This is a genomic window from Rathayibacter sp. AY1D1, assembly GCF_002932635.1.
Taxonomy (GTDB): domain Bacteria; phylum Actinomycetota; class Actinomycetes; order Actinomycetales; family Microbacteriaceae; genus Rathayibacter.
Genome location: NZ_PSVY01000010.1, coordinates 47574 through 73654 on the forward strand (window position 1 = coordinate 47574; position 26081 = coordinate 73654).

Genomic DNA, 26081 nt, shown 5'->3' on the forward strand with positions numbered 1-26081 from the left:
GCCGACGGGAAACCTGAAGTTCCCCGACTTTCGTATTGCGGTAACGCGAAAGCCCGGGTAGTTTTCACACACCGGCACGCAGTGGTGCCACTGATCCTCAAGGATGACGATGAACCGCACAGCACGCCGCCTCCTCCCGGTTCTCGCACCGGTCGGCGCCCTCGCACTCCTCCTCACCGGCTGCGCCTCGGGTGGCGACACGGCCGCCGGCGGCTCCGGATCGACCAAGGTCGCCGCGGTCATCAAGGGCCTCGACAACCCCTTCTTCCAGGCGATGGAGAACGGCATCGAGGACACCGCGAAGGACGACTCCGTGGACGTCTCGGTGCAGGCCGCCGCCGACATCGGCGACACCACCGGCCAGGCCGACAAGCTCACCACCGTCGCCGGCCAGGACTTCGGCTGCCTCATCGTCAACCCGATCAGCGGCACGAACCTGGTGCAGGCCCTCGCCTCCGCCACCGGCAAGACGATCGTCAACATCGACAGCCCGCTCGACCCCGACGCGGTCGAGGCAGCGAACCTCGACGTCACCACCTACATCGGCACCGACAACGAGGCCGCGGGCGGCAAGGCCGGCGACTTCCTCCTGCAGCAGCTGCCCGCCGGCTCCGAGGTCGCCGTCATCGGCGGAGTCTCGGGAGACGTCACCAGCGCCGCCCGCGTCGACGGCTTCACCGCCGCGATCGGCTCCGACCTCACCGTCGTCCAGGAGGCCGCGGCCGACTGGAAGCGCGAGGTCGCGCTGACCAAGGCGACCGACATCCTCGCCGCCAACCCCGACGTGAAGGCGTTCTTCGCCGCGAACGACGACATGGGCCTCGGCATCGTCAAGGCCGTCGAGAACGCGGGCCTCACCGGCTCCGTGCAGGTGGTCAGCGTCGACGGCAACGAGGACGCGCTGCAGTCGGTGAAGGACGGCGGCCTCACCGCCACCGTCGCCCAGTACCCCTACGCGATCGGCCAGCTCGGCGTGCAGGCGTGCGAGGCCGTCGGCGCCGGCGAGGAGATCCCCGCCGAGATCGAGTCGCCCACCGCACTCGTGACCTCCGAGACCGCGGAGCAGGCCCTCGGCGCCTTCCCCCAGCCGTTCGAGGAGTTCGACAACCCGCTCGCCGCGCTCGTCCCCAGCAAGTAGGACCTCCCGCCCATGGCAACCCAGGAAGCGACCATGACCTCAGTCACCGCCCGACCCCCGGCCAGCGCCTCCCCGCTGCTGGCGAACCTCCGTCAGCTCAGCTTCTGGGCCGAGAACGCCGCACCGATCGGGCTCGTCGCCCTGGTGATCGTGTTCTCGATCGCGACGCCGACGTTCCTCAGCCTCGGCAACATCAAGGCGATGCTCGTCGCCGCCGCGATCCTGGTCATCCTCTCGATCGGCCAGTCCTTCGTCATCACCACCGGCGGCATCGACCTCTCGATCTCGGCGACGATGACCGTCGGAGCGGTCGGCTTCGGCATCGGCTGGAGCGCCGGCTGGGGCTTCTGGCTCTCGGCGCTCGCGGCCCTGCTCTTCGCGGGGCTGATCGGAGTGATCAACGGCTTCCTGATCGCGAAGGGCAAGGTCACCGACTTCATCGCGACACTGGGCACGCTCTCGGTGGCGACCGGCCTCGCGCTGATCGTCTCCGACGGCAAGCCGATCACGGTCGGCAGCCCCGAGCTGCTCCGCCTCACCACCGGCTCGATCGGGATCATCGGCTACCCGATCATCCTGGCCGCGGTCATCGGAGTCGTCGCCTGGGTCGTCATGTTCCGCACCCGCTTCGGCCTGCACGTGCAGGCGGTCGGCGGCAACGAGGAGAGCGCGGTCGCCAACGGCATCAAGGCCGGACGCGTGCGCATCGCGGTGTACATCATCGCCGCCGTCCTCGCCGGAGTCGGCTCGCTCCTCCTCGTCGCCCGCGTCGGCGCCGCGGAGCCGGCCATCAACACGCAGTACCTGCTCAACTCCATCGCGGCCGTCGTGCTCGGCGGAGTGAGCCTCACCGGCGGCAAGGCCAAGATCGTCGGCCCGATCATCGGAGCGTTCCTCCTGACCGCGCTGACCAACGGCCTGACCCTGCTCGGCGTCTCGCAGTTCTACCAGCCCCTCGCCGTCGGCCTGGTGGTCGTGCTCGCCGCCCTCATCACCCGCTACCAGAAGAAGTGAGCCCAGCCATGACCAGCGACATCCTGCTCGAAGCGCGGGACATCAAGAAGTCCTTCGGCGGCGTCCACGCTCTCAAGGGAGCGTCGATGTCGATGCGCCGCGGCGAGATCACCGCCCTGATCGGCGACAACGGCGCGGGCAAGTCCACCCTCGTCCGCTGCCTCTCCGGGGTGCACCCCGCCGACTCCGGCACCATCACCCTCGACGGCGACGTGGTGCACTTCACCACTCCGCTCGGCGCGCGGGACGGCGGCATCGAGACGGTGCACCAGACCCTCGCCCTGGTCGAGGACCTGACCGTGTGGCAGAACTTCTTCCTCGGCCGCGAGCTCACCAAGGGCGTGCCCGGGGTGCGGTTCCTCGACCGCACGCAGATGAAGAAGACGGCCCAGGAGCTTCTCGGCGACCTCGCCGTGAACGTCCCGCCGGTCACCAGCAAGGTCCGCCGCCTCTCGGGCGGCCAGCGCCAGGCGGTCGCGATCGCCCGGGCCGCGGGCTGGGGCAGCAAGATCGTGATCATGGACGAGCCGACCGCGGCGCTCGGCGTTCAGGAGACGGCACGCGTCGAGAAGATCATCCTCAAGCTGCGCGACGCCGGAGTGGCCGTGCTGCTGATCAGCCACAACTTCGACCAGGTGATGCGCCTGAGCGACCAGGTGTGGGTGATGCGCGCGGGCCTCGCCGTCGCCGGCCGCCGCACCGCCGAGACCAGCGGCGACGAGCTCGTCTCGCTGATCACGGGCGCGAAGGCCGCCTGATGCACCCCGAGTTCCTGCACCGCGGGAGCACGGAGCGCTCGTCGCCGATCGGGGTCCACGCGGGCCTGCTCGTCGGCGACTGGACGCCGGAGTCGGGGCGCCGCGCGATCGGCGCCGCCGCCTCGATCGGCTTCGACCTGATCGAGATCCCGGCTCCCGCCGACCCCGACGCCTCCGCGTGGACCGCCGACCTGCTCGACGAGCACGGGATCGACGCGGTCGTCTCGCTCGCGCTGGACGCCGACTCCGACATCACGGACCAGGCCACGGTCGGCCGCGGCGAGGAGCGGCTGCTGGCGGCCGTGCGGTTCGCCGAGGCCATCGGCGCGCGGTACGTCGGCGGAGTCACCTACTCCGCCATGCGCAAGTACGAGCACGCGGCCGACGCGGCTGCCCGCTCGCGCTCGCTCGACGTGCTGCGGAGGGTCGCCGCGGCCGCCGCTCGCGCCGGCGTCGTCGTCGGAGCGGAGAACGTGAACCGCTACGAGAGCAACCTGCTGAACACGGCCGCCCAGACCGCCGCGTTCCTCCGCGACCTCGACGCGCCGAACGTGCTCCTGCATCTCGACACGTTCCACGCCCACCTCGAGGAGGTCGACCTCGCGAGCGCCGTCCGCGACGCCGGCGACCTGCTCGGCTACCTCCACGCCTCCGAGAACCACCGCGGAGAGCTGGGCACCGGGAGCACCGACTGGACCGGGCTCGCGGCGGCGCTCGCCGACTCCGGCTACCGCGGTCCGCTCACCCTCGAGAGCTTCTCGCCCGCCGTCCAGCCCCCGGCCTCGGCCGAGGGCATGGGCCTCTGGCGCGAGCTCTGGCACGACCCCGTCGCCCTCGCGACCTCCGGCCACGCGTTCCTCGCGGACCTGCTCGACACCGACCCCGCGGCCCGACGCCGCCCCTGAACCTCTCGATCAAGGAGCACCACCATGACCACGAACCCTCTCGGAGTGCACGCCCTCGTCTTCGCCGGCGGCACCACCCCCGACGAAGTGACCGCGACGATCGAGCAGACCAAGGCGGCCGGATTCGACCTGCTGGAGCTCTCGCTGCACGACGTGCAGAACCTCGACACCGCCTCCGCCCGCGCCGCCCTCGAGGCGAACGACCTCGGCATTGTCTGCTCGCGCGGCCTCGCCTTCTCGGCCGACGTCTCCAGCGACGACCCGGAGGTGGTGGCCCGCGGCGCGAAGCTGCTCGCCGACTCCCTCGAGACCACCCACGCGCTCGGCGGCACCCACTTCACCGGCGCCCTCTACAGCGCGCTCGGCAAGTACAGCGCGCCCCTCTCGGCCGCGGGCCGCGCGAACGTCGTCTCGGTGCTGACCGACCTCGCCGCCGAGGCTGCGACGAAGGGCATGACCCTCGGCCTCGAGATCTGCAACCGCTACGAGACCAATGTCATCAACACCGCCGCGGACGCCCTGCGCCTCGCCGACGACATCGGCGCCGACAACGTCCTGATCCACCTGGACACGTACCACATGAACATCGAGGAGGACGACTTCTTCCGCCCGGTGCTGCTGGTCGGGGATCGTCTCGGGTATGTCCACATCGGCGAGAACCACCGCGGCTACCTCGGCAGCGGCCACCTCGACTTCACGACGTTCTTCCACGCCCTCGCCGCGATCGACTACCGCGGACCCATCACCTTCGAGTCCTTCTCGTCGGCCGTCGTCTCGCCGACCCTCTCGAACGACCTGGCCGTGTGGCGGAACCTCTGGAACGACGGCCCCGCGCTCGCCCGCCACGCCCACGGCTTCCTGGTGAACGCGCTGGAGAGCAGCCGTGGCGAGGCCTGAGACCGAGGTCGCGCCCGACGCGGTGCGGCCCGGCCTCGACGAGCTGGCCGGGCGCGCGCTCGCGCTGACCTCGCCGGGCCGCCGTGCGATCGTCGCGATCGCCGGCAGCCCCGGGGCCGGCAAGACCACGCTCGCCCGGGCCGTGGTCGCCCGCGCGAACGAGCTCGCGGGGGAGGGGACCGCCGCCTTCGTGCCGATGGACGGCTTCCACCTCGCCAACGCCACGCTCGACGAGCTCGGCCGCCACGACCGCAAGGGCGCCCTCGACACGTTCGACGGCTGGGGCTTCCTCGCCCTGGTGCGGAGGCTGCGCGCCGAGACCGACCACGTCGTCTATGCGCCCACCTTCGAGCGGACCGTCGACGAGGGAGTGGCCGGCGCGCTGGCCGTGCACCCCTCCGCGTCGCTCGTCGTGCTGGAGGGCAACTACCTCCTCGTCGACGAGGGCCCGTGGGCGCTGCTGCGCGCCGAGTTCGACGAGGCCTGGTTCTGCGCGACTCCCGAGACCGAGCGCTTCGAGCGCCTGGTCGACCGCCACGTCTCCTTCGGCCGCGCCCCCGAGGCGGCCTCCGCCTGGGCCTCCGAGGTCGACGGGCGGAACGCGCTGCTGATCGAGGCCACTCGCGACCGCGCCGACCTGATCGTGTCGGGGACGGCGGCGGGGGTGGTCTGACGCCCGATGTGGCGGAGGAGCGGTCCGCTTCGGGGCGCGACGTGGGCTCTCGGGCGTGTCCGGCCGGTCGGCCGGTCGGACGACGGAGGACCCGTCGCCCGGCGGATGCGGTCTCGAGGGGTCGGTGTCAGGCTCGAGGGATGGACGACTCGACACGGAACTCCTCGGAACAGCCCGCTTCCACCATCCCGCCGGCCGCTGCGCCCCCCGGAGCCGGGCAGCCGCCCCTCCCCGTCGCTCTCCTCCTCCTGCTGCGGCGGAGCGACGGGCGGCCCGCGGCCTCGTCGGGCGCTCTCGACACCGTCCTGGCCGCCTCCGTCCTCGCGGAGCTCTCCCTCCAGCGGCGCGTCGAGGTGGACGCCGGAGCCGTCGCCCTCGGGCCGGAGCGGTCCGCGCTCGGGGACGCCGTGCTCGACGGGGCCCTCGGGTGGATCGCAGCGGAGCGAGCACCGCGCAGCGTCTCCTGGTGGATCGCCCGCCTCACTCGGAGGGAGCTGCATGCCGCCCTCCTCGAGCGGGTCGCCGCCGTGGAGCCGGCGGAGGACGAGCGGCTGCGGATCCGGGTCGCCGAGGTCCTCGCGGCTCGGAGGGCGCCCCTTCCGTCGGACGCGGCGCTCATCGGCCTGCTCGACGCGGCCGGAGCGCTCTCGCCGAGGCCCGGCATCCCGGACCGGCAGGCGATCCGGTCGCTCGCGGCGCAGCACTGGGCAGGGCCGGCGGCCGCCGCCGTCCTCGCGGGAACCGCCGCGAGCGTCACGGGAGCCGCGGTGATCGCGGCGACGACGACGGTCACGATCACCGGCATGTGATCCGACGCGTGCGGCTCGCTGAAGCCGCGCGCCCCTACTCCGCCGGGTAGTCGGGCGCGACGAAGACGCAGAACGGGTGGCCCGCCAGATCGGCGAGGACGTGGAGCGCCTCCTCCGGGTCCTCGCTCCTGTCCTCGATCAGCTCGGCGCCGAGAGCGAGCGCCCGGGTCTTCTGCCGGTCGAGCTCGTCGGCGTCCGGGACCATGAAGTCGAGGTGCAGCTGCTGCGGGACGGGCCCCTCCGGCCAGGTCGCGCGCGGCAGGGCGGCCACCCGCTGGAACGTGAGCTTCGCGCCGTCGGCGGTGACGATCGCGACCCACTCCGCCTCGTCGTCCGAGCCGTCCGCGGGCGGCTCGTCGCCGGGGCGGTACTCGCCGCCGAGCAGGGCGAGGTAGAAGGCGGAGAGGGCGCGGGCGTCCTCCGTGTCGAGGACGACCTGTCGCAGGCGCATGCGGGCAGGGTACCGCCGGACGGCACCGGAGAGGGATGACGTGCTGTGCGGGACGGCTGCGGCGGGCCCGGCGTCGTGGGTCGCGGCCCGACGTCGGCTGAGAAGGGGGGTCCCTGCCCCGACACGGCAGGCCGCGTCTCAGCGGAGGTTGTCCAGCTCTCTCGCTCCCGACCGCGCCGCCCTGCCACTCCGCGCCCGCTTCCTCAACCCCTCCCGGCTCCCGGCCTCGCGCCAGGGCCCGGCGCGTACTGTGGCCGCTGACTCACGACGGCTACGAGGGAGACACCATGACGGAGCAGATCGGAATCCCCGAGGCCGCGGCACTGGGGAGCGAGCGGCGGAGCATCGCGATCCTCGGAGCGGGCGGCGACCTCACCGAGCGGCTGCTGCTGCCGGGCCTGGGCCGGGTGGCCGAGCTCGCGCGCGACCTCGAGCTCACGCTGATCGGCGCGGCGCGCACGCCCCAGACAGACGAGGAGTGGCAGAGCCTCGTCCGCCGCAGCCTCGAGGCGGCCGGAGTCGCCCCGCACACGGTCGAGGCGCTCGCGTCGCGCGCGCGCTTCGTCGCCACCGACGCCTCCGACCCGGAGCAGCTGAAGGCCCTCCTCGACGCCTGCCCGTCGACCCCGGTGCTCTACGTCGCCCTGCCTCCGGCGATGGGGCACAAGGTCGCCGCCTCGCTCGCCGAGCTCGACCTCCCCGAGGAGCTGGTCGTCGCCGTCGAGAAGCCGTTCGGCGAGGACCTCGACGACGCGATCGCCCTCAACGCGGCGTTCGCGAAGGTCCTCCCCGAGAGCCGCCTCTGGCGCATCGACCACTTCCTCGGCAACGCGACCGTGCTCGGGATGCTGGGCCTGCGCTTCGGCAACAGCATGCTCGAGGCGAGCTGGAGCGCCGAGTGGATCGAGAAGGTCGAGATCGTCTACGACGAGACGCTCGGCATCGAGGGCCGCGCGGCCTTCTACGAGAAGACCGGCGCGCTGCGCGACATGCTGCAGAGCCACCTCCTGATGGTGCTCGCGCTGACCACGATGGAGCGCCCCGACGAGGTCGCGCCCGACGAGGTCCACGCGCGCATGGCCGAGGTGCTCGGCGCCGTGCGGCTCTGGCGCGACGACCCCTCCTCCGCCCGCCGAGCCCGCTACACCGAGGGCCGCGTCGACGGCCGCTTCTTCCCCTCCTACGTCGACGAGCCCGACGTCGACCCCGAGACCGGCACCGAGACCCTCGCGCAGCTGCTGCTCCAGGTCGACACCCCGCGCTGGGCGGGCGTCCCCTTCGTCCTCCGCTCCGGCAAGGCGATAGGCGACCCGCGCCGAGAGGTGGCGATCCACTTCCGCGCCGCCACGCCCCCGCGCGGCCTGCAGGCGGCCGAGGGCGACGCCGGGTCGGTCCTCCGGATCGGTCTCAAGGGCGGCGACGTCAGCCTCGACCTGGTCGTGAACAGCGCCGACGAGCTGACCGATCTCGAGCGCACCACCCTGACGGCGCAGCCCGGCGCGGCCACGCTCGACCCCTACGCGCAGGTCCTCGCCGGGATCCTGCAGGGCGACACCCTGCTCTCGGTCCCGGGCGACGTGGCCGAGCAGTGCTGGCGCATCATCACTCCGGTGCTCTCCGCCTGGGCCGCGGGCGACGCTCCACTGGACGAGTACGAGGCAGGGAGCGCGGGGCCCGAGGGCTGGTGAGCGCGCGGTGAGGCGGGCGGGCTGAGGCGGGGGCGCGTGGCGTGATGCGGGGTCGGGTCCGCCGACGCCGGTCGCGTCGCCTCCCGCCCGGCTCCGCTGCTGGCCGTCCCGCTGGTCGACCCGTCCCGCCGGTCGACCCTCCTGCCGGTCGACCTTGCCGCCCTTCGACCCTCCCGCTCGTTGACCCTCCCGCTCGTTGACCCTCCCGCCGGGGGAGACGGGATGCTGGAGGCATGGTGGGCATCGGGGAGTACGCAGGCATCACGGGTCTGAGCGTGAAGGCGCTCCGGCACTACGACGAGAAGGGCGTGCTGGTCCCGGCGGAGGTCGACGAGCGGTCGTCGTACCGCCGGTACGCCGACGCGCAGGTCCGGGCCGGAGTCGTGATCAGCGCCCTCCGGAGCGCGGGGGTCCCGCTGCCCGAGGTCGCGGCGGCGACTCGAGCCGGCACCGCGGCGGAGGCGCTGCAGGCGCATCGGGAGCGCGTGCTCGCGGAGCGGGAGCAGGAGGACCGGGCGTTCGAGGCCGCCGAGGTGGCGCTGCGGGCGCTCGCCGTGCCGGTCGAGGTCGCCGAACGGACGATGCCGGCGCAGCCCTACGTCGGCCAGGTCCTCACGATCGCGCTGGACGAGGCCGACGGGCCGGGCGACGACGAGGCGAACGAGATCTTCGGCGCGCTCGCCATTCGAGTGCACGCGGCAGGGCTCGGGCCGACGGGACTTTTCTGGACGGCGCTCCGGGCGGGCGAGCGGGGTTCGGCGGAGCTCGTCTGCTGCTGGCCGACGTCGGCGGAGGCGGAGGGCGACCTCGCCGATCTCGCCGCGGTCCTCCCGGCGCGCACCGAGCTGGTCGCCACCTGGCGCCCCCGCGACGGGGAGGAACTGCCCGAGGGGACCCTGCATCCGGCGATCGTCGCGCTCTTCGACGCCGCCGGAGACCGCGGCCTGCGGCTCGACGGGGTCGAGGTGCGGCAGACGGTGCTGGGGGAGGGGCCGGAGGACGTGGCGGTCGAGGTGTCGCTGACCGTCGCGGGGTGAGCGGAGGGCGGGAGGCGCCTCAGGTGGGCCGAGTGTCAGCGCTCGAGGACCGGCTCGGCAGGACCGGCTCCTCAGCACCGAGCGGAGGAGGGAGTGGCGCCGTCCGGCCGATCCCGCGCCACTTCGTGCCGCGGTCCGGGCCGTCTCCGTAGGCTCCGACGCATGACGAGCGGAGTCGAGGCCGGAGTCCATCGCGGTGACGAGCGGACGGTCCTCCACCGTCGGTGGTTCGCGGTCGTGGCCTCCCTGGTCTTCGCCTTCGGCTGGCTGCTGATCCCCGGCGTCGGCTGGCTGATCGGCGCCGTCGCCGTTCTCTGCAGCTCGGCATGGACGCGGTCGGAGAAGGGATCGGCGTTGGCGATCCCGCTGGTCGCGGCCGCTCTGGTCGGCAGCGGGGTCGGGCTCTTCTACGGTCTGCTCGGCGCGCCGAGCTCCAGCCTGACGACGTGGACGGTGGTGGGGGCCGGGATGCTGGCGGGAGGCGCGGCGACTGCGCTTCTGGGGGTCCGGCTGTGCGCTCGGGCACTCCGCCGGCCGGAGGAGTCCGCTGGAGGCTCGCTCTCACCAGCTGCCCCGGCCTCGGGCGCGCACGACGTCAGCTGAGAGGAGGGGCGTGGGCTCCTGAGGGAGGCCGCCCTGTCTCAGCGGAGGTTGTGCGGCCGCTCGCCGGCCCCGCTCGCGTCGTAGCGGAGCCGCACCAGCTCAGAGTCCGGCAGAACCGTCGCGTCGAGGAGGCGCAGCCCGTGCTGCGGCGCTCCGGAGTAGAGCGGCGTCCCGCCGCCCGCGAGGCCTGCGCCGACGAGGACGATCAGCTCGTCCACCAGGCCCTGCTCGAGGAGCGGATTCCAGGTCGTGCCGCTGCCGAACATCAGCAGGTCACCCCGGTCGCCCTGCTTGAGCAGCTCGATCTCGGCCGGACCCTGCTTCCGCGGCACGATCCGGGTGGTGGCGGCCCACGGCGCCTCCGGGTCGGGAGCCAGGGAGTCGCTGATCACCAGCGCGTCGAGCGACGTGACCAGCCGCGCGGTCTCGTGCTCCCGCTCGCCCGCCGTCCCGTCCGCGGCGACGGCGCTCCAGCTGTCCCAGTTGTCGCGGAACCAGCGGCCGCCGTAGACGAGCGTGCCCGCGCGGCGCAGCAGCTCGAGGTTGTGGTCGTTGAACGCGTCCTCGAACGGCAGCGCCGAGAGGTCGTGCCCGGGCCCCTCGAAGCGGCCGTCGAGCGAGGTGAGGACGGAGACGACGAGCCTGCTCATGCGGGGGATGCTACTCAGGCGGGGGTGCCGGGTGAAGGGGCGCGGAGGGCCGCGAGCCGGAGGAAGAGCGGCGGGGGCGACTCATCCGGCAGGGGTGTCCGAGAAGCGTCGGCAGCGGTGTTCCCGATCACCTTTCGATACGCGGCTGGATAGTGTCGAGCCGGGAAAAGGCGTCTACGGGGAACAGGTACAGGTGATGGTCGAGCGACCGGAGTTGGACAGGGCGAAGGAGAGAGTCGCGCGAGCTGCCGGCGATCTGAGCAAGCGTGCGCGGAGCGCTACGACGCAGGTGATGGAGCAGGCCGGCGATCTCCGCGAAGCAGCCGCCGAGAAGTTCGGCCCGAGGAGCCTCCAGTCGTACGAGGAGGTCACGGCCGAATACAACCGCGCCTTCACGGCGATGAGCGACGACGGGCTCTCCCTCCTCCGGCAACGCGAGCGCTCCACCGACCTGATCGCTCTCGTCGAGCTCGTGGTGAACAGCATCGCCAACACGCCCAAGTCCTTCAGCAGGGACTTCGAGCAGATCGAGCTCGACAGAGCCCGGTTCCTGGACGCCGAGGAGATCGCCCGCGCGGATCTCGTCGCTGCACGGAAGTCCGCGGCGGGAGCGGGCGCCGGTGTCACCGCCGGCGCGGCGATCGCGAGCGTCGCGCCGACCGCCGCCATGTGGGTCGCCACCACGTTCGGCACCGCGTCGACCGGGACCGCGATCTCGACCCTGTCCGGTGCCGCTGCGAGCCAGGCCGCCCTGGCATGGCTCGGCGGCGGGGCCGTCGCTGCCGGTGGCGGAGGGACCGTCGCGGGAGGAGCGCTGCTCGCGCTGGCCGGCCCGGTCGGCTGGAGCCTCGCAGGCGCCGCCGTCCTCACCTCGGTCGTCCTGTTCACGAAGAAGAAGTTCGAGAACCGCGAGACGAAGCACGAGATGCTCACCGCCGTGATGCGGAACATCGCGCAGGTGCAGGCGATGGACGCGCAGATCGACGACCTCCTCCAGCGCACCGCCTCTACTCGAGAGCTGCTTCTGAAGGTCTACGGCGAGGCGCTGCCGCTCTTCGGGGCGGACTTCGCGACCCTGGCTCCCGCTCAGCAGTCGCAGCTCGGCGCGCTGGTGAACATCGCGAAAGCGAGTGCGGCACTGCTGAGCGCCCGTGTGGAGCAGGCCGCCGACGATGCCTGATCTCGCCGACGTCGCCCGAAGCACTCACGAGCAGGCCGTCGCCGCCTGGGTGGGCTACCTGAACCAGGTCCGCGTCGATCGACTCATGGGCGCCCTGAGCAGGCAGGACCAGAACCTCTCGACGGCTCTCGACCATCTGGATACGGCCCTCCTGCACATAGGCGACGTGGTCTCGTCGAACCGCGGTGGAGTGAAGGGCGCGCACGGATTCATCGCCGAGGTCGCCGAGGTCGGCATCGGCAACGCCCGCGCCGCTGTGCTCGGGGAGACCGGCGGCAACTCCTGGGTGAACGACAACGGCCCTGTCGATCTCATGCGGAACGGCCTGCTGATCCAGCAGAAGTTCTCCACCGCCGGCGGGCGGTTCGGCCTCGGCGCGATCACGGAGCACCTCGAGAGGTACCCGGACTTCGTGAGGAACGGCGGCAGGTACCAGATCCCGAGCGACCACTTCGAGGCCATCCAGAAGCTGCACGCGATGTCCGCCGAGGATGCAGCGAAGCTCCTCTCCCGCAGCGGGGACGGCCCGTCCCTCCGCGACTGGAACCGTGTGGAGGCCTTCTTCTCGAGCGAGACGATCGACATCGCGGCACTCGAGCCCTCCCGGCTGGAGTACCGGGACGTGCAGCTCGGTGCGTACGCCGACACGTTCGCGGCGGAGGAGGGAAGGATCACGGCGACCGACGAGGCCGCCCGCACGGCTGCCGTTCGGGAGAACCGGGCGACGGTGCGCCAGGGCGCTCAGGCCACCGTCGTCGCCGCCGGGATCGAGGGTGGGACCGCATTCGTCTCCGCGGTCCTCGACAAGCGCCGCGAAGGCACGAAGCTCAAGGAGTTCTCGGCCGACGACTGGAAGGACATCGCGAACGCCTCCGGTCTCGGCGCGGTGAAGGGCGGTGTCCGCGGTCTCACGATCTACTCACTCACCAATCTCACTGCGACGTCGGCCGCCACGGCGAACACGGTCACGACCGCCGCGCTGGGGATCGCGGGCCAGGCGAGCAGGCTGCGAGCGGGCGACATCTCCGAGATCGAGTTCATCGAGAACTCCGAGATCCTCTGCCTCCAGGCCGGCATCAGCGCGCTGTCCTCGGTCGTCGGGCAGGTGCTCATCCCGGTCCCCGTCCTCGGCGCCGTCATCGGCAACACCGTCGGCTCCGTCATGTTCAGCGTCGCGTCGTCCTCGCTCTCCGCCCGGGAAGAAGCGCTCATCGCCGGATATCTCGAGGATCAGCGCTCACTCGATCAACAGCTGGCCGCCGACTACGCCGATCTCCTGGCGAAGCTCGAGACGAGCATGCTGCACTTCATCGACATCCTCGACCGGGCGTTCTCTCCCGACATCGAGGTCGCGCTTCTCGGGGCGATCGACCTCGCGGCCCGAGTCGGGGTGCCCTCGGAGGAGATCCTGGACACCGACGAGAAGGTGAACGCGTACTTCCTCGACTAGGTGCCTGCGGGGCGGGGCCGGACGTCGTTCGTGGCGGGGGCGTTGTGCCGGCCTGGCCCCACGTGTTCCGGATGGTGCTGCCGGCACGCCCGCCCCGCACCCCTCCTCACATCGCCGCCCCCAGCGCGTCCCGCAGCGTCGCCCGCGCCCGCGCGTGCCGGCTCCGCACGGTCGTGGCGCGGAGGGACAGGATCTCGGCCGCCTCGGCGAGGGAGAAGCCGTCCCAGTAGACGAGGGTGATGATCTCCTGGTCGACGGGCTTCAGCTGCGCGATCGCGGCGCGGACGTCCTCGGCCGCGTCGTCGGCGGGTGCGGGCGGCGTGATGCGGAGCTCCTCCGCCAGCCGTTCGACGAGCGCGCTCCTCCGGGTCGCGGTGCGGCGCTGGCCCGAGAGCACCCGCCGGGCGACGCCGAACGCCCACATCCGCGCGCGCGTCTCGTCCTCGGGGATCGACCGCTCCTTCCGCCAGAGGATCAGGAGGGTGTCGCTGAGGAGGTCCGCGGCGTCCTCGGGGCTCGCCGTCCGCCGCGCGAAGTAGCGGAGCAGGTCCGGCGCCTCCCGCTCGACCAGGGCCGTGATCTCGGCCTCCCGGTCGCGCGCGGGGGAGCGGACGACGCTGCGCGCCATCGCAGGCGCCGCCTCGCCGGCGCTCATCACAGCTCTCCCGTGCAGTCGGTGCTGCCGCCCAGGCCGCCGTCGCCCTCGACGATCACGCCCTCGGGGATCGTGTCGAGGATGTGGTCGTCCGCCGCGGTGATCCAGGCGCGCCAGCGGATCGTCTCGTCAGAGAGTCCGGGGCCGTCGCTGTTCATGTCCGAGGCCAGCCAGACGGGGTCGGTCGTGTAGGCGACCGCGTCGTCGTGGATCCGCTGGCCGACGCCGCTCCAGTCCTGCGCGCGGAGGTAGTCGGTCGCGGAGGTGGTGACCTCGCGGTAGTCGATCTCTCCGTTGAAGTAGTCGATCGAGCACGACACCGCTGCGCCGGAGTCGGTGGTGTAGCTGATCGGGATCGTGAAGTCGGGGACCGAGCGGACGTCGGTGCCGGCGCTGGTCGCCAGCACGAGACCCGGGACGAGGAGGACGGGAGCCGCCAGCCACCACGCCCTCGACCGCGCGGGACGGCGGGGCGCGCGTTCGCGGGTCTCGGCGATCACGCTGTGCAGGGCGGTGCGGACACCGGGCGCCCGGTCGTCGGTCGCGGGGTCGCTGCGGGAGAGCAGGTCGTCGAGTGTGCGTCGCGTCATCGGGTCCATCCTTCGTCGGTCGGGCGTCTACCGAGTACGTGGCCGGGTGGGGCCCGAGCGTTGCACGGGACCTGACGGGAGGAGTGAGCCGAGCCGGTCGCGCGCGCTCACTTCTTAGAACTCCTTCGCGAGGACCCGTCAAAAGGCGCCATATTCGGCTTCACCCCGGTCCTTTTCTCATCGGTTATGGCCCCGACAAGGGGGGCTCACTTCTCTATGGCGAGAGGGAGGCCGACCTATACGTTCATCTTCGGAAGCCCGCGGGGAATGCGTGCTCCCCTCCGGAGTCTGGGGCCTCCGCACTCGCTGCGACATCCGTGTCGTTCGTCGTGTCGACGTTTCGCTCATCTCCACGATCGACAACACGACTGAGAAGCAGAACCATGGCTTTCACGACCCGGCGGCGCCGCCACTCACGGCACCGAGCGCCGTCGCGCCTCGGAATGCGGGCCGTCGTCTTCGCGACGATCGGCGCTCTCCTCGTCGGCTCGTGGGGGCTCGGCGACGTCTCCGCCTCGTCTCCCGCTCAGGCCGCGAACCAGGCGGATCCGGTCGCCGGCGACGCCCCCGCTCCTCTCCCGACGCCCGTCGCACCGACACCGCCGGCAGCCCCCGAGGCCGATCCGGCACCCGCCCCCTCCGCATCTGCCACCTCGGCACCCACTCCGTCAGCGTCCGCCCCGTCGACGTCCGCCCCGTCGGCACCCGCCGAGGCCGCGGAGTCGCCGAGTGCGACGGCGGAGGAGCCCGCTCAGGACGAGCCCGATCCCGCAGCACCCCGCGGCGCCGCAGGGACGGAGCAGCCCGTCGAGACGGCGCCCGCCGGATCGGCGCCCGCTCCCACGGCGGCCTCGGACGACGATCAGGAGTCGGACCGCGGCCCGCCCGCGACGGCGCGAGCAGCGGGAGGCTTCTCCACGCTCGCGGCCGGCGTCGCCGAGGCCCCGCGGCAGGTGTGGACGGAGACCTTCGAGCAGGGCCTGACCGCCACCCCGAGCGCGCTCACCGCCTACGCGAACGGCCGCTACACGGCCGCCACCGGCTGGTCGACCGCCACGAACTGCACCGGCGTCCTGGTCAACTACACGGCGCCCTACCCCAACTCCGCCTTCTGCCCGACCCGGCCCCTCCTCACCGTCGGCACGGGATCGTCGGCCGCACGCGAGACCCGCCGCATGGCGGACGTCCTCGGCCAGGTGGCGGCCGGAGTGCAGGGGTCCACCTCCAGCACCGCACCGGCCAACGGCTCGAACACCGGCACGCAGGCGAACCACGCCCTGGTCGAGTACCCGTACGCCACCATCACCGGCGGCACGACCGTCGCCCAGAGCGCCGCGGGGATCGGCGTCTCCGCGCCCGCCGCCCGCTACTACGCCGTCGGCATGAACGCCGCCGGCGGGCAGTGCGGGACGAACAACGCGTCCCTCTCCCTCAACCTGGTGTCCGGCGGGTCCACCGTCCTCACCGGATTCGCCGCACCGGTCGTGCCCTGCGCCGCGACCGGCGGCGTTTTCTACACGTCCCCGACCCTCCCGCTGGTCGGCGGGCTCGGCTCGCTCGTCGATCCCGCGCTCCCCGCCTCCGCCCGCGCCGCCGCCTACACCGGCACGAGCACCGCGCTCCTCACTCCGGCGCAGATCGCCGCAGCCCAGGTGCAGCTCGTGAACACGGTCACCGGCACGGGAAGCGCCTTCGCCGTCGACGACCTCCGCGTGCTCGACGTCACCCCCGCTCTCGACGCGGCCTTCACGCAGGCCGTGCCGACCGCGACGGTGCCGACCACGCTGACCTACACGGTCACCAACACCAGCGACCTCCTCGCGAAGGCGGACTGGCGCTTCTCGACCGCTCTCCCGGCCGGCCTCGTCGTGGCCCCGACGCCTGCCGTCGGAGGGTCCTGCACCGACGTCACCGGAACGGCGTTCGCCGTGACCGCGGCCGCCGGATCCTCCACCGTCTCGACGGTCGGCGGCGACCTCGCCGCGGGCGCGACCTCCTGCACGATCTCGGTGGACGTGGTGGCCGCCGCCGCCGGGACGTACAGCACCGGGACCACGACTCCCACCGGCCTCATCGCCTCCGCCCCGACGTCCGTGACGATCCAGGCCGCGACGACCCTCACCGTCCGGAAGAACCTGCCGGTGCGCAGCGCCACGGGCGACCAGTTCACGCTCTCGGTGCGCAGCGGCACGACCGTCCTCGCGTCGGCGACCACCACGGGCACCGCCACCGGGATCCAGGCCGCGCAGATCAGCCGCCTCACCGTGCAGTCCGGAGCGACGTACACGATCGCCGAGGCGCAGACCGCGGGCGCGGGCCTGGGGTACTCCAACAGCTACGAGTGCTCGCGCGGCGGCACGGTCATCGCCTCCGGAGCCTCCGCCGCCGGATCGATCACGATCCCCAGCGAGGCGGGAGCGGAGGTGCTCTGCACCTTCACGAACACCGTGCAGACGCCGCGCCTGTTCTGCGACACCGGCCGCTTCTACTCCCTCACAGCGGCCGGCGCCCTGCAGCAGGCCGACATCGTCACGGGATCCCTGACCTCGATCGGCAGCTGGTCGGGGACCGCCGAGGCCAACGCGCTCGGCGTCGGCGCGAACGGCGCCTTCGCGTACGCGCTGGACCGCTCGTCCGACGCGACGGACGTCGACGCCGTCCTCAGGTGGACGCCGGAGGCGGGCTTCCAGAGGATCGCGAACAGCGCGTACACGACCGTGGCCGGCGGAGCGCAGGTGACCGGCAGCATCGTCGCCGGCGCGGTCGACCTCCGGACGGGCCGGTACCTGTTCGGCAGCTTCGCGAGCGGCCAGTTCTACATCTGGAGCTTCACCGAGGCCAACCCCGTCGCCACCCGGTTCGCCCTCGTCGGCTCCTTCCCCACCTCCGGAACCCCCAACGGCAACGGCGACATGGCGTTCGACGCTCGCGGCAACCTCTACGTCGTCGGCGCGGGCTCGGTCAACAACGCCAGCAGCGCCGCGATCTTCACCGTGCCGGCCGACGCCCTGGCCGCGGCGACCGGCGGCACCCTCCCGGTGAACACCTCGATCGCGAAGGCCGTGACGGGGACCGACGCCGCCTTCGCCAACATCAACGGCATCGCCTTCTCGCCGCGTGGAACCGTCTACCTCGCCAACGGCGACGTCGCCGCCGCGAACGGTGTCCCGGCCATCCCCGGCAGCGCGTACGAGTTCGACGCCACCACCTGGACCCGCGTCAGCGGCACGCCGCGCGTGAGCGTCAACGCCGTCGACCTCTCCGGCTGCTCCTCGCCAGCCACGATCACCGTGCAGAAGAGCGTGGTGGGCCGCCTGGCCGCGGCGGACCAGTTCCAGCTCACCGCCGCCGCCGGCTCTCCGGCGTCGCCGTTCGCCACGGCCACCACCACCGGCGCCACCACCGGCCGCCAGACCGCGCAGATCGGCCCCTTCCCCACTCCGATCAACAGCACGGTGACGGTCTCGGAGGCGATGGCCGCGGGCTCCGCCTCCCCGATCACCGCCTACACGAGCATCTACGAGTGCTACGCGGACGGCGTGCGGGTGAGCACGGGCTCGAACCCGACCGGGACAGTCACCCTCCCGAACCGGCTCGGCGTCAACGTCACCTGCACCTTCTTCAACTCCCCGCGCCCCGCCTCGACGGTGCGCATCACCAAGACGATCCGGGACGCCTCCGGCACGACCCGCCCCGGCGTGGACTGGACCGTGGGCACGACCGCGACGGCCACCGCCGGCACCGTCGCCCTGCTGCCGGAGCAGTCGCCCCGCCAGCAGACGGACGCGGCGGGTCAGGCCGCCTGGACCGTCCTGTTCGGCACGGAGGCGTCGCGGGCGACGCTCACCGTCTCGGAGGTGCAGCAGACGGGCTTCGCGTTCGTCAGCGGCGCCTGCACGGTCAACGGCACCGCCCGGGCGACCACGTTCTCGCAGTCCGGGACCGTCATCAGCGCGAGCCTCACCGGCATCGCCTCCGCGGCGGTCGTCGAGTGCTCGATCGTGAACCGGCCCACGGCCTCCCTCACGCTCGTGAAGACGGTGAGCTCCGGCAGCGCGCTGCCCAGCGACTTCACGCTCAGCGCCACCGGCCCGACCGGCGCCCTGCCCGGCCCGACCGGCCGCGCGGGCTCCGCGGGCGTGTCGGCGATCCCCGTCACCCCGGGTGTGGCCTACCGGCTCGCCGAGACCGGCGGTTCCGCGACCTACGTGCAGACCGCACCCTGGCAGTGCCGCACCGACACCGGCGCCGCCCTCACCGTGAGCGCTGCCGGAGACGTGACCCCGACGAACGGCGCCGCCGTCACCTGCACCGTGGACAACGCCAGCGCGACGATCACCCTGGTCAAGCAGGTCCTGCGCCCCCAGACCGGCTTCCAGGCGGCCGACTGGCGCGTCACCGCGACGCCCGCCGCACTGGCCGGAGCGACGCTCCCGACGGAGACCCGGGTCGGCGCGGAGTACGCCGCCGCGGGCAACCCGGCGAGCACCTTCGAGGTGCGACCGGGCCACGGCTACACGCTGTCCGAGGCGGCGACGGATCCGACCCGCCGCCTCGCGTACCAGGAACTGCGTCTCGAGCGCCTGACCGGGACGACGTGGTCCCCGGTCGCCTCGCGGACGATCACGGCCCCCACGGCCGGTCAGACGGCGGTCTACCGCTTCGTCAACGCCCCCGTGGACCCCACACGCCTGCCGCTGACCGGTGGCGCCAGCACCGACGCGTTCCTCCTGGGCGGGGGGTCGGTGCTCACTCTCGCACTCGGCCTCCTCCTCTGGGAGCGGCGCCGGAGGCTGCGAGGCCCCTCCCGGTGACTCCCCGACCGAGAGCCCCGGCGCTCTCCCGCAGACCCCTTCCCGCACACCTTCGACTCCACGACACCAGCACTCACGACCTCAGTAGGAGAGATCACATGTCCCGCTCACTCACCAGGCGGCTCGCCGCCGCAGCCGGCGTCCTCGCGCTGAGCGCTGCGGCGGTCTTCACCGCCGTCGCGCCGGCGTCAGCGGTCACGCTGCCCGGCAACATCGACCCGACCATCAGCCGCACCCTCACCGTGCACAAGCTCGCGCTGGGCTCCAACAACGGCCAGGCGATCGGCACCGGCCAGGAGATCACGGTCCCCGGGGACGCGCTGCCCGGAGCCGTGTTCACCGCTGCGCGCGTCCAGGGCGTCGACCTCACCACGCCCGACGGCTGGAACCAGGTCGCGAACCTGACCCCGGGCTCCGCCGCGACCCGCGTCACCGCCGCCGACACCTTCACCGCCACCAGCGGCACGGACGGCGAGGCCGTGTTCAACAACGGCGCGAGCATGCCGCTCGGCCTCTACCTCGTGACCGAGACCCAGCTCCCCGCCGGAGCGACCAACGGCGCGACGCCGTTCCTCGTCACCCTGCCGTTCCCGACGGGCCCGACCGGTGCGCCGGCGAACCAGTGGATCTACGACGTCCACGTCTACCCCAAGAACGCGGTCACGGAGCTCACCAAGACGCGCGTCCCCGCGGCGGCGAACTCGGTCGAGGCGCGCAACCCCGACCTCATCCGCTGGGCCATCGCCTCGGACGTGCCGGTGCTCGCCGCCGGTGACACGCTCGACGCGTTCACCCTCACCGACACGCTCCCCGCCGAGCTGACCTACCTGCCGACCGGACCGGCCGGCGTCGCGCCCACCGGCATCACGGTGACCAGCGCCGCGGGCACCGCGCCCGCACCGGCGTTCATCGCGAACACCGACTACACGCTCGGCTACGACGCCGCGACCCGGAACGTCACGCTGAACTTCTTGCAGTCCGGCCTCACCAAGCTCCAGGGTCTTCAGGGCGGCGTCGTCACCCTCACGGTGCTCACCCGCGCCACCGCCATCCCGGCCAACGGCATCATCACCAACTCGGCGACGAGCGTCGTGAACGGGGCCACGGAGACGGTCACCGGCAGCACCCCGATCGGTCAGCTGACCGTGTACGCCTACCAGAACAACGGCGCCAACCGCGTGCCGCTCGCGGGTGCGATCTACCAGGTGTTCCTCACCGAGAACGACGCCAACCTCGGCCAGAACCCGGTGTTCATCAACGGCAACCAGAACTGGACGACCGGAGCGAACGGCATCGTCGAGATCCCGATCATCACGCCGGGCAACTACTACGTCCGCGAGCTGACCCCGCCCGCCGGATTCCGTCTGCCCACCCCGGCCCAGGTGCTGACGCAGGTCGTCGCCGGACCGAGCTCGGCCACCGCGCCGATCCAGAACTACGTCGAGTTCCTCCACACCCAGGTGCCGGCGTTCGCCCTGCCCCTCACCGGTGGCGGCGCGCAGTGGTTCACCCTCGGTGGAGGCGCGCTCCTCGCCCTCGCGATCGGTTCGGGCCTGATCGCCTCGCGCCGTCGCACCGCGCTGGCTGCTCAGACCGCGGAGTAACGTCACACCATGACGAAGTCGAATGCGGGGCACCCGTCGGGTGCCCCGCATTCCTCTGTCTCCAGCCCTTTTCCTCCGCGGAGGCAGCTCCACCGCCGGCCGCGCTGGCGGCTCCCGATCGCCCCGCTGGTCATCGCGCTCATCAGCCTCTCGGGAGTGGCGCTGCTGCTGTACCCCGTCGCCGCCAGCTGGTTGAGCGCCGTCGAGCAGGCGCGCGAGATCGACTCCCTCACGCAGGACATCACCGACCTCGGCGCCGAGACCCTCCGGCAGAATCTCGTCGAGGCCCGCGCCTACAACCAGAGCCTGAGCGGAGGCGGCGCCGCCGTCGCCGCGAACGAGCGCCTCCCCCTCGCCGACGACGAGCAGGTCGCCGACCGCGAGCGCTACTCCTCCCTCCTGCGCGGCGACGCCGAGGGGCTGATGGCCCGGATCCGGATCCCCGCCATCGACGTGGACCTGCCGATCTTCCACGGCACGAGCGACGCCGTCCTCGAGCGCGGCGTCGGCCACCTGGAGGGCACCGCCCTGCCGGTCGGCGGCCCCTCCACCCACTCGGTGCTCACCGGCCACCGCGGCCTCGCCTCGGCCGAGCTCTTCACCCACCTCGACCGCGTCGACGTGGGCGACACCTTCACCATCGAGGTCTACGGCGAGGTGGTCACCTACCGCGTGCGCGAGACGCTCGTCGTCGAGCCGGAGGACACGCAGAGCCTCCTCGTACAGCCCGGCCAGGACCTCCTGACCCTCGTCACCTGCACCCCGCTCGGGATCAACACCCACCGCATCCTCGTCACCGGCGAACGGGTGATCCCGACGCCGCAGTCGGACGTGGACGCGGCGGGGGAGTCGCCCGACGTCGCGGGGTTCCCGTGGTGGGCGGTCGCGGCCGGAGGCGCCGTGGTCGCCGCCGGAGTGTACGTGTGGTGGGCGGGGCGGCCGGCGCGCGGAGCGTGGGTGCCGGTGGTGGTCGCTGAGGGAGAGCGCGACAGGGTTCCTGCGGATCGGTGAGGCGAGGGGGCGCGGATCCCCGCTGTCCTGCTCCAGTCGCCTCGGCGCCGTGCTGTCCCTGTCACCGGGATCGCGGCTGTGCCGACCCGGTCAGGCGGGACGCCACTCCTCGAGGAACTCGGCGACCGTCTTCGTCTCGAGGTCGAGCTCGACCTGACCGAGGAGGTAGTGGGGATCGGTGAGATCGGCCTTCACGCGGATGATCTCGGCGCCCGTGTCGAGGCGGACGACGACGAGGTCGTAGGGCGCGAGGAACCCGCTGCCCAGCGCCATGTCGATGGTGAGGCGGAGCCGCCCGAAGCGCCGCAGCTGCAGCTCCGCGCGGAGGTGCTCGGCAGCGACCTCGGGGGTGTCGGGAGTGGGGTCGGGCATGGGGGAGACGGTATCGAACGGGGCGGAGGGGACTCCCGTAGGAGATCGTGAGCCTCTGCGCAGAGGCGATCGATGCGCCCTGCTCGTCAGCGTGGCGACGTGCACAGGCGGGAGGAGCCGGACCTCTCGGCGACGGCATCGGCTCGAGGCTCCCGTTCGAGAAGCCGCGGCGGCGGTGATCTTCTTGCTCGCCTCGTGCGCACGGGGGCGCTGGCGCGCACGCCCAGCACCGGCCGGTCTTGCAAGACTCATGCAAGACGTGTTATTGTCTTCTTGTTCGACTTCATCTCAGAGAAAAGGAAAGAATAATGACCGCCTACGTGAATGTGCCCGTGCCCGAAGACCTCGTCATTCCTGTGATGCGTTTCATCGCAGCGCAGAACTCCAGCGCAGCGAGCGTGAGCAGCCTGGGGGCTGCAAGAGTCTTGAACAACGATGCCGAGATGATCGAAGACTCGCGGGAGTGGACCCTCGAGGAGTTCGAGGTCCTCCGGTCCGGCGAAGCGAAGTCCATCAAGCTCTTCTGCCAGGTCCTCGACATCCTCGCCGCGGCGTCGCCGTCGGCGGTCGCCCTCGAGGACGTGGCGAAGGTGACCGGCGTCGAGCCGCTGACCATGCAGCGCGCGTTCGGCCGGGCAACGGTGTGGATGAAGAACCGCATGGGCGGCGACACCCGCTGGCCGATCTTCTGGCCCGGCGACGGCTGGGCGATGACGGAGACCAACGCCTCGCTGTGGAAGTCGCTCGCTGAGTGAGCGGTGGAATGTGGTGATTCTCGTCCTCCATGCCCGAGGCCTCTTGTCCGCTGGTGATTTTCGGGGGCCGGAGCCGGCCGGCCGCCACTGGGCCGTGGGTTCGAGGTCAAGCCGCGCGGGCCGAAGCGCTCACGATCGCTTCTCCTTTCGCGTCGGAGCCTGAGGTCAGCACGGCGGGGCGGTATGGAAGCGGCGGCGCGAACTCCTGGATGCGGCCAGTGGGATCAGTGGAGACGAGTTCTGAGACACCAGAACGGATCCGCTCTTCGAGCCCGCGCGGTAATCTGCTCCCAGATCATCCGCTCCTGCTGACAAGCGAGTTGTCGTGCGCTGTCAGCTCACCCACGAACCACTCGAGCACCTCGACGAGTTGCCGTCGAGCAGACCGGTCGGCGAGGACTTCGAGGTCGAAGGAAGGTCGCTTCTCCAACCGGTCGGCGGGCAGGTCGACGCCGCTGACGGTATTGAGGCGACTGAGCAGCGCTTGTCTCAGAGGGAGCGAGTCGAAGGGCGCGCGGCTCCGCATGTGCTGGAAGACGACCTCGACACTGCCGCTCGGGTAGAGCGTCAGCGGCCAGATGCTCTTCGAAGCCGGAGCGGAGCCGCGTGCGACGAGGAAGCATGACTTCTCTTCCGCGGCGCCGAAGTCCAGGATGCCTCCGAGACGTTCCCACTCGTCGAGGAGCTCGACGACACCGTGGACGGTCGACGGGGCCTGCCGATCGGCGAGACCGGCGAGGAACTCTGCCCGCTCGCTGTTCCCCTCGTCCGGGACGAAGTCGATGTCGGAGTGGATCGAGAGCCCTACGAGCTCGGCGAGCTCCGGAACCGTCAGCTTGTGTCGGAGATCTGCGCGGCCGGCGGAATCGAAGGCCACGCCTTCCGACGCCAGCAGCTCCTCAGGGGCGACGTCAGCATGCGGGCTGTCGGCGCCCCAGACGAAGCCCGGCGAGATCTGACCCGACTGCTTGAGGACGCGATACGCGTTCGGCGCCGGAGCGTGGATGAGGAACTGCCCGAGTGGGACGGGATGGGTTCCAGCGACCATCGCGATGTCGCCGTAACTGGCCCACCGCCCCGCAGGGATCGCAGCGACGAGGTCGAGGACGAGCTTCCAGGAGATGCGGGACTCCCTTGAATCCGTGTCAGCGAGGGGGGCGGCCCACGTCGAGATGATCCTGTCGGCGATCGCGGAGCCGCGCTCGACGATCTGACGGCGAGTCCAGGCTGTCTGACCGGCGATCTCGCGATTGAGGCGGAAGCTCGACGCATCGAGGAGCTGCCGCTTCTCCGAGAAGGGGCGGTTGCTGAGCTCGGAGTTGTACGAGGTCAGAGTCAGGTTCGCGAGCGTGTGCACATAGGACTCGTGCATCTCGTCGACGGTGTCGAAAGTTTCGAGGTCACCGGCAAGCGCTTCGCGCCAGGTCTGACTGAGCGTCTGCGGCATGACGTGCTCGATGGTGGCCGCGCTGGGATCCGTGTGCTCTTTCGCGGAGACGTCTCTGTTCCGCCACTCGATGGGAGTCGCGTCCTCGAGCCAGGCGAGGATCATCTTCCGTTGCGCGGGTCGACCCTGGTAGTAGAAGGGCTTCGAGAGGACGGCTTCGCGGATCTGCGCGTCGGTCGCGAAGAACTTCCGCCCGACGGAGAAGTAGCGGTGGAGAGTCGCCAGGACATCCGATTCCCCGACCTCGAGAGGTGCGCGGTAGAGGATCCGCGACAGAGCCGCACTGCTCGCACCGATGATGACTCGTCGCACCATGAATGACTCGAGCAGTCGCAACGACTCGGCGACCTCGGAGGAGCTGACCGAGCCCGCGTCGCGTAGCCGGAGCAGGTAGAGGACGAGCGCGTCGGTCGCCGAGAGCCCCAACTGCACATTGCGCTGCAGCGCGGCACGGACGTCCGGGTCCGGCTCGTTCTCGGGGTTCCGGATCACCGCCAGAAACTGGGCGAGTCCGCTGTACCGGCGGACCTCGGCGACGATCTGATCCTCAGTGAGCGATCGCATCCGATCGACCTGCAGCGAGTAGATGTCTCCCTGCTTCGCATCCGGTGTGGACCAGATCAGGTCGATCCAGAAGAGCGCTTCGAGATCGGCTGGTGAGAGGGCCTTCTGCAGGGGCAGCCACCAGCTGTCGTAGATCTCCTCGCTGCGCGATCCGAGCCGCATGAAGATGTAGTTGCGCAGCAGATCGCCCTGGGTGAGCTTGAGGCCGGTGTTGTTGAGTGACTCGAAGATCCGGTACACGTTGTCGTGGGCGTGCGCCGTGATGGAGACGAAGACCAGGCCGTTCAGAACGGCCGACTCGATGCGGTCCATGTCGTAGGCGTCGTCGGGATCATCGGCGCCGTGCAGCTTCGTGCGGAAGAACCGGTAGGCGTCGAGCACGCCGGACGCCACGGACTGATCGATGTTCCTGTCGACGATCGCCCGGAACGCCTGCCTGTCGGCTTGCGTGGGCAGGACCTTCAACCGATCATCGCCGCGCTTGAACCGGTCGAACAGGTACGTCTCCTCGAGCCGCTGCACCTTCTCGGGGTACTCCGGCTGCGTCTCCGCGTAGTGGTCGCGCAGGGCGCAGATGAACAGGCTGAGCGTGGTGAGTCGCTGCTGCCCGTCGACCACGAGGAACTGCGACCCGGCCGGCCCGATCTCGCCCAGCGAGAGAACGAGGGAGCCGGTGAAGTGAGTGGCGCCCGGAGAGTCGACGCGCTGCGCGGCGAGGTCGACGACGTCGGACCAGAGCCGATCCAGCTGCTTCGCGGTCCAGGAGTACGGGCGCTGGTACAGCGGCACGCGGTACTGCTTAGCACCCTCGAGGACCTGCTGGAGTCGGGTCTCTTGCACGTCCATGAGCGGTTGGTCCTGTTCTTGGGGTGGGCGGTGCACTCAGGGTACGGGCGATCTCCCGACGAGGACGGGGCGGTCCGAAGGGCTATGGACCTGCACGTGCGTCGCGCCTCCCTGGAGTCAGAAGCCCGAGGGACGCGAATCGTCAGCTAGTGCGCCAGACGAGCGCGTCG

The 26081-nt window shown here is 71.5% G+C and carries 22 protein-coding genes; 16 read left to right on the plus strand and 6 right to left on the minus strand.

What is annotated here, in order from left to right; genetic code table 11:
* Nucleotides 1-109: 109 nt before the first annotated feature.
* The 7 genes from C5C56_RS08980 to C5C56_RS09010 all read left to right on the plus strand — a co-directional run bounded on the left by C5C56_RS08980 (nucleotide 110) and on the right by C5C56_RS09010 (nucleotide 6194).
* Nucleotides 110-1138: a substrate-binding domain-containing protein gene (locus C5C56_RS08980; protein WP_104222713.1), complete on the plus strand. Its 1029-nt coding sequence runs from the start codon at nucleotides 110-112 to the stop codon at nucleotides 1136-1138.
* A 33-nt stretch (nucleotides 1139-1171) separates the two neighbouring features.
* Nucleotides 1172-2152, plus strand: a complete 981-nt coding sequence (locus C5C56_RS08985; RefSeq protein ID WP_104222714.1) for an ABC transporter permease — start codon at nucleotides 1172-1174, stop codon at nucleotides 2150-2152.
* An 8-nt stretch (nucleotides 2153-2160) separates the two neighbouring features.
* A complete protein-coding gene (locus C5C56_RS08990; protein WP_104222715.1) occupies nucleotides 2161-2910 on the plus strand; it encodes an ATP-binding cassette domain-containing protein in 750 nt (249 codons plus the stop codon).
* Nucleotides 2910-3815 carry a sugar phosphate isomerase/epimerase gene (locus tag C5C56_RS08995; RefSeq protein ID WP_104319425.1) on the plus strand — a complete coding sequence of 302 codons (906 nt, stop codon included), beginning with the start codon at nucleotides 2910-2912 and terminating at the stop codon, nucleotides 3813-3815. Before C5C56_RS08990 ends, C5C56_RS08995 begins: the two co-directional genes overlap by 1 nt.
* A gap of 24 nt (nucleotides 3816-3839) precedes the next feature.
* A complete protein-coding gene (locus C5C56_RS09000; RefSeq protein WP_104222717.1) occupies nucleotides 3840-4712 on the plus strand; it encodes a sugar phosphate isomerase/epimerase in 873 nt (290 codons plus the stop codon).
* Nucleotides 4699-5385 carry a nucleoside/nucleotide kinase family protein gene (locus C5C56_RS09005; protein ID WP_208543338.1) on the plus strand — a complete coding sequence of 229 codons (687 nt, stop codon included), beginning with the start codon at nucleotides 4699-4701 and terminating at the stop codon, nucleotides 5383-5385. The genes C5C56_RS09000 and C5C56_RS09005 overlap by 14 nt, the downstream gene beginning before the upstream one ends.
* Before the next feature lie 140 nt (nucleotides 5386-5525).
* Nucleotides 5526-6194, plus strand: coding sequence for a GPP34 family phosphoprotein (locus tag C5C56_RS09010; RefSeq protein WP_104247042.1), 669 nt, complete (start codon nucleotides 5526-5528; stop codon nucleotides 6192-6194).
* A gap of 34 nt (nucleotides 6195-6228) precedes the next feature.
* Here C5C56_RS09010 and C5C56_RS09015 read toward each other — a convergent pair whose 3' ends face one another.
* Nucleotides 6229-6645: a VOC family protein gene (locus C5C56_RS09015; protein WP_104319426.1), complete on the minus strand. Its 417-nt coding sequence runs from the start codon at nucleotides 6643-6645 to the stop codon at nucleotides 6229-6231.
* A 287-nt stretch (nucleotides 6646-6932) separates the two neighbouring features.
* Here C5C56_RS09015 and C5C56_RS09020 point away from each other — a divergent pair, with 287 nt between their 5' ends.
* From C5C56_RS09020 to C5C56_RS09030, 3 genes are all read left to right on the plus strand, one after another.
* The gene (locus C5C56_RS09020) at nucleotides 6933-8333 is read left to right on the plus strand and encodes a glucose-6-phosphate dehydrogenase (RefSeq protein WP_104319427.1); all 1401 of its coding nucleotides are present in this window, start codon (nucleotides 6933-6935) and stop codon (nucleotides 8331-8333) included.
* Nucleotides 8334-8566: 233 nt separating this feature from the next.
* Complete coding sequence (locus C5C56_RS09025; RefSeq protein WP_104319428.1) at nucleotides 8567-9370, plus strand: MerR family transcriptional regulator; 804 nt, start codon at nucleotides 8567-8569, stop codon at nucleotides 9368-9370.
* A 162-nt stretch (nucleotides 9371-9532) separates the two neighbouring features.
* Nucleotides 9533-9973, plus strand: a complete 441-nt coding sequence (locus C5C56_RS09030; RefSeq protein WP_104232963.1) for a hypothetical protein — start codon at nucleotides 9533-9535, stop codon at nucleotides 9971-9973.
* 38 nt (nucleotides 9974-10011) lie between these two features.
* Here C5C56_RS09030 and C5C56_RS09035 read toward each other — a convergent pair whose 3' ends face one another.
* On the minus strand, nucleotides 10012-10623 hold the full coding sequence (locus C5C56_RS09035) for a dihydrofolate reductase family protein (RefSeq protein WP_104319429.1): 612 nt from the start codon (nucleotides 10621-10623) through the stop codon (nucleotides 10012-10014).
* A 289-nt stretch (nucleotides 10624-10912) separates the two neighbouring features.
* On the opposite strand from C5C56_RS09035, the gene C5C56_RS09040 reads away from it, so the two are divergent.
* Together C5C56_RS09040 and C5C56_RS09045 are read left to right on the plus strand one after the other, a co-directional pair.
* Complete coding sequence (locus tag C5C56_RS09040; protein ID WP_219813881.1) at nucleotides 10913-11803, plus strand: hypothetical protein; 891 nt, start codon at nucleotides 10913-10915, stop codon at nucleotides 11801-11803.
* Nucleotides 11796-13253, plus strand: a complete 1458-nt coding sequence (locus C5C56_RS09045; RefSeq protein WP_104288028.1) for a hypothetical protein — start codon at nucleotides 11796-11798, stop codon at nucleotides 13251-13253. The genes C5C56_RS09040 and C5C56_RS09045 overlap by 8 nt, the downstream gene beginning before the upstream one ends.
* 106 nt (nucleotides 13254-13359) lie before the next feature.
* On the opposite strand, the gene C5C56_RS09050 is transcribed toward C5C56_RS09045, so the two are convergent.
* Nucleotides 13360-13881 (minus strand): RNA polymerase sigma factor, encoded by a 522-nt coding sequence (locus tag C5C56_RS09050; RefSeq protein ID WP_104319451.1) that lies wholly within the window; start codon nucleotides 13879-13881, stop codon nucleotides 13360-13362.
* Nucleotides 13882-13907: 26 nt separating this feature from the next.
* Complete coding sequence (locus C5C56_RS09055) at nucleotides 13908-14498, minus strand: hypothetical protein (RefSeq protein WP_104250223.1); 591 nt, start codon at nucleotides 14496-14498, stop codon at nucleotides 13908-13910.
* A gap of 383 nt (nucleotides 14499-14881) precedes the next feature.
* On the opposite strand from C5C56_RS09055, the gene C5C56_RS09060 reads away from it, so the two are divergent.
* From C5C56_RS09060 to C5C56_RS09070, 3 genes are all read left to right on the plus strand, one after another.
* Nucleotides 14882-19312 (plus strand): LPXTG cell wall anchor domain-containing protein, encoded by a 4431-nt coding sequence (locus tag C5C56_RS09060; protein WP_146086466.1) that lies wholly within the window; start codon nucleotides 14882-14884, stop codon nucleotides 19310-19312.
* A 98-nt stretch (nucleotides 19313-19410) separates the two neighbouring features.
* Entirely contained in the window at nucleotides 19411-20916 is a 1506-nt protein-coding gene (locus C5C56_RS09065; protein ID WP_104319431.1) for a SpaH/EbpB family LPXTG-anchored major pilin, read from the plus strand.
* 9 nt (nucleotides 20917-20925) lie between these two features.
* A complete protein-coding gene (locus C5C56_RS09070) occupies nucleotides 20926-21927 on the plus strand; it encodes a class C sortase (RefSeq protein ID WP_104319432.1) in 1002 nt (333 codons plus the stop codon).
* A gap of 90 nt (nucleotides 21928-22017) precedes the next feature.
* Here C5C56_RS09070 and C5C56_RS09075 read toward each other — a convergent pair whose 3' ends face one another.
* Nucleotides 22018-22299 carry a hypothetical protein gene (locus tag C5C56_RS09075; RefSeq protein ID WP_104319433.1) on the minus strand — a complete coding sequence of 94 codons (282 nt, stop codon included), beginning with the start codon at nucleotides 22297-22299 and terminating at the stop codon, nucleotides 22018-22020.
* Nucleotides 22300-22607: 308 nt separating this feature from the next.
* Here C5C56_RS09075 and C5C56_RS09080 point away from each other — a divergent pair, with 308 nt between their 5' ends.
* Nucleotides 22608-23054 carry a hypothetical protein gene (locus C5C56_RS09080; protein ID WP_146086467.1) on the plus strand — a complete coding sequence of 149 codons (447 nt, stop codon included), beginning with the start codon at nucleotides 22608-22610 and terminating at the stop codon, nucleotides 23052-23054.
* 295 nt (nucleotides 23055-23349) lie between these two features.
* Here C5C56_RS09080 and C5C56_RS09085 read toward each other — a convergent pair whose 3' ends face one another.
* Nucleotides 23350-25911: a DUF262 domain-containing protein gene (locus C5C56_RS09085; protein WP_104319435.1), complete on the minus strand. Its 2562-nt coding sequence runs from the start codon at nucleotides 25909-25911 to the stop codon at nucleotides 23350-23352.
* Between the last annotated feature and the right edge of the window lie 170 nt (nucleotides 25912-26081).

Coding starts and splice junctions, on each gene's coding strand:
- C5C56_RS08980 (WP_104222713.1), top strand. CDS start 110: ATGAACCGCACAGCACGCCGCCTCCTCCCGGTTCTCGCACCGGTCGGC.
- C5C56_RS08985 (WP_104222714.1), top strand. CDS start 1,172: ATGACCTCAGTCACCGCCCGACCCCCGGCCAGCGCCTCCCCGCTGCTG.
- C5C56_RS08990 (WP_104222715.1), top strand. CDS start 2,161: ATGACCAGCGACATCCTGCTCGAAGCGCGGGACATCAAGAAGTCCTTC.
- C5C56_RS08995 (WP_104319425.1), top strand. CDS start 2,910: ATGCACCCCGAGTTCCTGCACCGCGGGAGCACGGAGCGCTCGTCGCCG.
- C5C56_RS09000 (WP_104222717.1), top strand. CDS start 3,840: ATGACCACGAACCCTCTCGGAGTGCACGCCCTCGTCTTCGCCGGCGGC.
- C5C56_RS09010 (WP_104247042.1), top strand. CDS start 5,526: ATGGACGACTCGACACGGAACTCCTCGGAACAGCCCGCTTCCACCATC.
- C5C56_RS09015 (WP_104319426.1), bottom strand. CDS start 6,645: ATGCGCCTGCGACAGGTCGTCCTCGACACGGAGGACGCCCGCGCCCTC.
- C5C56_RS09020 (WP_104319427.1), top strand. CDS start 6,933: ATGACGGAGCAGATCGGAATCCCCGAGGCCGCGGCACTGGGGAGCGAG.
- C5C56_RS09025 (WP_104319428.1), top strand. CDS start 8,567: ATGGTGGGCATCGGGGAGTACGCAGGCATCACGGGTCTGAGCGTGAAG.
- C5C56_RS09030 (WP_104232963.1), top strand. CDS start 9,533: ATGACGAGCGGAGTCGAGGCCGGAGTCCATCGCGGTGACGAGCGGACG.
- C5C56_RS09035 (WP_104319429.1), bottom strand. CDS start 10,623: ATGAGCAGGCTCGTCGTCTCCGTCCTCACCTCGCTCGACGGCCGCTTC.
- C5C56_RS09045 (WP_104288028.1), top strand. CDS start 11,796: ATGCCTGATCTCGCCGACGTCGCCCGAAGCACTCACGAGCAGGCCGTC.
- C5C56_RS09050 (WP_104319451.1), bottom strand. CDS start 13,881: ATGGCGCGCAGCGTCGTCCGCTCCCCCGCGCGCGACCGGGAGGCCGAG.
- C5C56_RS09055 (WP_104250223.1), bottom strand. CDS start 14,498: ATGACGCGACGCACACTCGACGACCTGCTCTCCCGCAGCGACCCCGCG.
- C5C56_RS09060 (WP_146086466.1), top strand. CDS start 14,882: ATGGCTTTCACGACCCGGCGGCGCCGCCACTCACGGCACCGAGCGCCG.
- C5C56_RS09065 (WP_104319431.1), top strand. CDS start 19,411: ATGTCCCGCTCACTCACCAGGCGGCTCGCCGCCGCAGCCGGCGTCCTC.
- C5C56_RS09070 (WP_104319432.1), top strand. CDS start 20,926: ATGACGAAGTCGAATGCGGGGCACCCGTCGGGTGCCCCGCATTCCTCT.
- C5C56_RS09075 (WP_104319433.1), bottom strand. CDS start 22,299: ATGCCCGACCCCACTCCCGACACCCCCGAGGTCGCTGCCGAGCACCTC.
- C5C56_RS09080 (WP_146086467.1), top strand. CDS start 22,608: ATGACCGCCTACGTGAATGTGCCCGTGCCCGAAGACCTCGTCATTCCT.
- C5C56_RS09085 (WP_104319435.1), bottom strand. CDS start 25,911: ATGGACGTGCAAGAGACCCGACTCCAGCAGGTCCTCGAGGGTGCTAAG.